This is a genomic window from Ensifer sp. SSB1, from assembly GCF_016652895.1.
Taxonomy (GTDB): domain Bacteria; phylum Pseudomonadota; class Alphaproteobacteria; order Rhizobiales; family Rhizobiaceae; genus Ensifer.
In genome coordinates, this window is record NZ_JAEPRP010000257.1 from 1 (window position 1) to 5,520 (window position 5,520).

The window sequence follows — 5,520 nt, forward strand, 5'->3', positions numbered from 1 at the left end:
CCTTTTGACCGGGTTCGTCCGACGGAGCCGGAGCGCCCGTCCGGAGCTCGACATGTTCGACAACCGATTCCGAGCCCTCGGGGTGATCGGCACCTTTACGAGTGGTGTTGGCAATTTGGGTCGAGGTCTTGGGAGGGCGTGGCATCGGTTACCGCTAAAAGGATATTCCGGAATCTAGCGCGACCTTGTGGCCTGACAATGTTCTTGATGCATTATGGAATTGGCTGCCAGGCAGATGTTTCCAACAGAGAAAATCGCCCTCGAAACGGTGGCCCGGCAGGTTCGAAAGAGCTCCCGCAAAACTTATTGTACGGGTTCGGCCTGCGGCGGCCGCGCTCTGTCAGCGCTGAGGACTGGTCTGGGAACGGGACCGCGTATTGCCGGTGCAAAGGCGACAAGAAACAGGGCCCATGCCAACATCCAGCATGCAGCCGCGGCGGCTATGGGATCGAAATAGGCGCTGCCGATCCAATCGGCGGGAACCCGGATCATCGTGGCAAAACAGATAAGCGTGAAGGCGCATGCCATCTTGCGGTCAAGTATGAGCAAGCCTTCGTCGCGGACCATCGCCGCACGCATCATGAGGGCCGCCATCATCGTTCCCATTGCCCCCATGGTTGCCGCATGCGCGGCAGCCGCCGGGGACAGCCGATCTGGATACATGATCGCGAAGCCGATGAGCAGACAAGCCGCCGGCGTCCAGGCAAAAGCCAGATGCAGAATGAAGAGTGCCGGATAGCCTCGGGCTCTGAGGCTTTGCCAACCGCGCATTTGCGAAGCGAGCGCCAGGCCGGACAACACCAGCGCGATGCCCTCTGCCGTCGATTGTCCGGCGGCGTTGAGGCCGGTCGCCGCGAAGATCCCGCCAATTGCGAGGTACGAAAGTCCGGCCTGATCCCGAACGAGACCGGCCTCGCCGGACCGTTCGAGCCAGGAGCGTGTGAAAGCCGGCGCCGCACGACCGCCGATCAGGATAATCAAGACGAGGAAAATCCGCGGCACGCCGTCGGCTGGGCCCGGTTCTCCAAACAGCCACAGGAGGCTCAACACGCCAATCAGCGCCATCGCGAACGGCGCCCAGAACCGGTGCGCTGCTCCACCAGACACAACGCCACGGAAGAGAACCGCCGCGATGAGCACGAAGTAGGCAGACATCCCGATTGCGGTGGCGACGATCGGCAGACAAGCCGAAAACGCCGTCGCCAGACGGGCCGCGCACCAGAGAACGGTCGCCAACATCGTGACTTCAGGTGAGACCGGGCCCTTCTTTGTCCAGGCGGGCAGGGCAGTCAGCAGGTAGCCTCCCGCTGCCGCCCCGGCCATGCCGAAGAGAAGCTCGTGGCGATGCCAGTCAGCCTTGTCCGGCCCGATCCCATCGGGAAGAAGCCAGACCACAGGCGTAACGAGCCCCCATAGACCCGCCAGAAAGAAGAGGGGTCGGTGTGGCGCCTGCCAGACCGAAGTCGACGCCTTTGGCGGTGAGATCATCAAACCGTCTGGGGGCCGGCCTCGAAGCGCGGAAACAGGACGGAATTTTCGAGATGCATGTGCGTGACGAGATCGTCGGTGAGTTTACGCAACCCGGTATAAAGTGCGGTCCACGAACCGCATGCACCCTCCGGCAGGGAAAGCCCGTGAGTGACATGCTCGATCGTTCTTAGATGTTCCACCTCGTCGTCGTGCTCGCGCCGCATCTGCGTGATCGGATAGGAGATCGCCTCGTTGTCGCCACGCTGCATCATCGGGAAGAGGACGAGCTCTTCCTTCATCATGTGGCTTTCAAGCTCGTCCCGTAGTGCCTCAAGGGCCTGGGAAAGCCCGATCGGTGCCGACGGATGGCCGCCGTGGACGCGCTCCACCTTCTGGGCAAGCGGGATCAGCCAGGTCAGCTCAGCACGATGCGTTTGATGGTACCGGTGAAGGAGATGCGTGATCAGATCGGCAGTCTCCTCGGGTGCATCTCGACTTGCGGAACGCTCAAGCGCTTCCAGTTCCGTCAGCAGCGCCGAAGGGGCGATGCCGGCCTTGAGCGCGGCTTCAGACAGCAACATCTTGCCACCGCAACAGAAGCTGATGCCGTAACGGCGGAAGAGTTCCGCGGCCCCCGGTAGTTCGGCTGCGATCGTGGCGACTGTGCTTTCGAGGTTGAGAGCGGTCATCATCTGTTCCTTGTTGGATGCTTGCTGACGGGATCCGCGCGACGCCAGAACGACCTCGAACGCACTGAAATCGTCTGCGATTGGCGGCAACGCATATTCCCCGTCCTGCGCCGGCAGACTTTCGGGCGGTCGTGCGACGCAGAGGTCGTTCTTGTCTAGGTGGGGGGAGAACCTTCGTCTTTGTGCCGGCGCAAACAGTCCGTGCCGCATATCGGTTCGCGCGCCGATTTGTCGTGCCGGTTGGTTCCGCCCGATGCGGCGAGAGAGATGACGCTTTACGGAAAGTAAATGTCACGCTCGGGTCACGCGACAAGGAGATGAGCTCGCGATACTTTGCAGGGTCATTTCAAACCCTCGCAATGCCGTTGATAGCGCTTTCGGTTGCTTCAGATTGGCCAGAGACGACGCGGCATCCCGTAAGGAGTGGAATATCATGCGCCGCTATCTGTTCAACATCTATGCAGCAGGCGTCGTCAGCCGCGACGAAGTTGGCCGGAAATATCCGTCAGACGGTCCAGCTGTCGCCTATGGCCAGAGGATCGTCGATGAGTTGACCAAGGATGACGACTATCACGACGCTGTCATTGATGTGGTCACGGCGTCGGGGCGTCTGGTTGCGCGGCTGATATCGCGTGACGCGCCTTTGGTGCATCATGTGAGAGAACCCACACGGCAAGTCTCGTTGCATTGAGCCCTTGCCGATCTGCCTCGGGATGTGGCCCGCCCTGGGTGGGCCGAAGCGAAGCCTACGCAGCCTGTTCATGGCCTGCATTATGGTCGAACAGGGCGCGCGCCGCCGCCGCCAACAGGTCAGTTTGCGAGATCAGTCCCAACACCTGATGGTCTTCATCGACGATGATGACCGCATGAATCGCTCCGCTGGTCAGTGCCGGCAGCAGGCTCATCGCGCGATCGTCTGCGCGAGCGACCACTGGCGCCGCGACGTTGCTCCCGACAGTGGCACCGGGCTCGGTCAACTCCCTGAGCCCAACTGTGCCAACAAGCCTCTCGTTCCCATCCTTCACGGGAAGGGCGCGGATATTGTGCTTGAGAAGCAAGGAGCGTGCGTCCTCGCTGCTGTCGTCCTGATGGACGCAGATGACGTCGCGCGACATGATATCCCAGCATAGAATGTGAGGCGTCGCCCGGATTGCCGCCTGCAATTCCACCTGGCGCAGCACGCGATCGAGGTCCTCGCGGCTAATGTCGAACGTTTCGTCCAGCGCTTCAAGCGCGGCGTCGACGTCCGCACCGGTGAAGCCGACCCGGCGGCTGGCGGGCGGATCGATCGTTGCGTGCGTATTTGCCGGCGGCGCGACCACGTGCGGGTAGTTTCGTCTCGCCAGTTTGTGAAACAGGATCCCCAGCGCCACCAGCAGGAACGAATTGAGGGCGACAGGCACCAGCGGGAAGAGAAGCCCCCAACTTGCAACGACGGGTCCGCCGAGCACCGCAGTCAGTGCCGCAGCGCCGCCTGGCGGGTGCAGGCAACGGGTAAACGACATCACCGCAATCGCTATCGCCACCGCAAGACCGGTTGCGATCAACGGGTCCGGCACGAACATCGCGCACAGGACGCCGACGAAGGCCGAGATCGTGTTGCCGCCGACGATCGACCACGGCTGGGCAAGCGGACTCGCCGGAACCGCAAAGAGCAGCACCGCGGATGCGCCCATCGGCGCCACGATCAACGGGAGGCTGGCGCCACCACCAAAGATGCTACCGCTGATCATGCCGGTCAGGAGGATGCCGACCAACGCTCCGACGCACGCAATCAGGCGCTCTCTCAATGTCGCGCCCGCCAGGATCGGCGCGAAGAAACGACGGCCCGGTGGTTGCGAGGGCGTTGGATTGGGCGAATTGGTCATGCAGTCACCTGTGGCAGTGCGTGGTCGATATTTTCAGTGGACGCCATCGGCAAGCAGTGCGCGGCGCAGGATGTCGATCGCAGGCGACGGGGCCTCCTTGCGATAGACCAGCAGCGTCTGAATCTCGCTCAAGGAATGGATCTGAGCAGCGCCCGGCCAGTCCATCAGTTCAAACACCGATCGAGGCACGACACCGATCGCATCGCCGGCTGCAACGCTCGCCAGTATGGCGTGATAGGAGGAAACCTCCTTCGTCGCAATCGTTGTCGACGACCGTGCCCATTGCTCTGCGACACGACGATAGGTGCATCCGGGTTCGAGTGCCGCCAGCCAATTCACGCGCACGTCCAGTGCGGTCTTAATCGGCGGATGCGATGCGGGCAGGACGATCAACACGTCTTCGCGGTAGATCGGATCGCTATCGAGTTCCTTGAGAAAGTCGGATCCCGGTATCGCGATATCACCTGGTAAACGAGCGATCAGAGCGCAGTCGATTTCTTCCGCGACCACGGCCCGGGTCAGCTCCTCCGTTGACCCCATGGTGAGCCTCAGCGCCAAGCTCGGGTGCGCTCGGTTGATCGTCTGCAGAACCGGCGGCAGACGGCTGGCGGCGGTACTCTCCATGCTACCCAGCCGCAAAATATCCGGCATAGCCGTCGGCTTTAGCGCGTTGCGCGCCTCGTCCGCGAGCGCCACCAGCCGGCTGGCATAGGATCGGAAAACGCGCCCCTCGCGCGTCAGCGTCATCTTCTTGGCTTCGCGGTTGAACAGACAGGCGCCCAATTCTTCCTCGAGTGCGCGAATTCGGTTGGTGACGTTGGATGGTGCACGGCCAATCTCGGCGGCAGCACGGGTCACGCTGGTGCGCTCGGCGACCAGAAGGAAGATCTCAAGAGTCGTGAAGTCCATTTTTATCTGCGAAAGGAATGAAGCTGCTTTATTGTTCTCGAATAGGAAACGATAATCAAGGTGATCCGGTGAAACTGCGTTCGAAACATTCCCGGAAACGGAGAAAGGCCGTCGATCATGTGCACGCCTGATGAGGACGATATTCCGCCGGGCTTTTCGTCACCGCCGTGCCTGATGCATGAGGTGGATCCGGTCTATATGGGCATCGAGTTTCCGAAGGCGCTCCCGGTTGCGCAATGGCGGGAGCTGGAGAGAAAAAGGCTGATACCCGCGCGGCAGGGCATTCCGAGTGCAGAACGGTCGGCAAGCACAGACGCCATCGTCACCGCGCTCGACCAGCTTTTGCCCAACGTTCGAGGCGAAACGATTTCTTTGTATTGGCCGTTCCGTGGCGAACCGGATTTGCGCGCGTGGATGAGCACGCTCATCGCCCGTGGTGCAGACTGTGCGCTTCCGGTGGTGGTCGCCAAGGCAAAGCCTCTGGGCTTTCGGTCCTGGCGCGCCGGCGAGGCGCTTGAGAAAGGTGTTTGGGGGATACCGATTCCCTCCAACGGACGGGATGTTCAGCCGACCATCGTCATTGC

General features: G+C 61.7%; 6 protein-coding genes. 2 read left to right on the top strand and 4 right to left on the bottom strand.

The window, feature by feature from the left end; genetic code table 11:
• Window positions 1–303: 303 nt before the first annotated feature.
• Window positions 304–1,488, bottom strand: coding sequence for an NnrS family protein (locus I8N66_RS34895; RefSeq protein WP_291164374.1), 1,185 nt, complete (start codon window positions 1,486–1,488; stop codon window positions 304–306).
• Window positions 1,488–2,159, bottom strand: coding sequence for an iron-sulfur cluster repair di-iron protein (gene ric / locus I8N66_RS34900; protein WP_113537279.1), 672 nt, complete (start codon window positions 2,157–2,159; stop codon window positions 1,488–1,490). The genes I8N66_RS34895 and ric overlap by 1 nt, the downstream gene beginning before the upstream one ends.
• Before the next feature lie 433 nt (window positions 2,160–2,592).
• On the opposite strand from ric, the gene I8N66_RS34905 reads away from it, so the two are divergent.
• Window positions 2,593–2,850 carry a hypothetical protein gene (locus I8N66_RS34905; protein ID WP_113537262.1) on the top strand — a complete coding sequence of 86 codons (258 nt, stop codon included), beginning with the start codon at window positions 2,593–2,595 and terminating at the stop codon, window positions 2,848–2,850.
• Between the two features lie 55 nt (window positions 2,851–2,905).
• Here the strand turns inward: I8N66_RS34905 and I8N66_RS34910 are convergent, their stop codons facing one another.
• On the bottom strand, window positions 2,906–4,027 hold the full coding sequence (locus I8N66_RS34910) for an HPP family protein (protein WP_291164379.1): 1,122 nt from the start codon (window positions 4,025–4,027) through the stop codon (window positions 2,906–2,908).
• A 33-nt stretch (window positions 4,028–4,060) separates the two neighbouring features.
• Window positions 4,061–4,936: a LysR family transcriptional regulator gene (locus tag I8N66_RS34915; protein ID WP_291164382.1), complete on the bottom strand. Its 876-nt coding sequence runs from the start codon at window positions 4,934–4,936 to the stop codon at window positions 4,061–4,063.
• A 117-nt stretch (window positions 4,937–5,053) separates the two neighbouring features.
• Here I8N66_RS34915 and I8N66_RS34920 point away from each other — a divergent pair.
• Window positions 5,054–5,520, top strand: a 467-nt coding sequence (locus I8N66_RS34920; protein ID WP_291164385.1) for a 5-formyltetrahydrofolate cyclo-ligase, incomplete at its 3' end; no start/stop codon positions are given.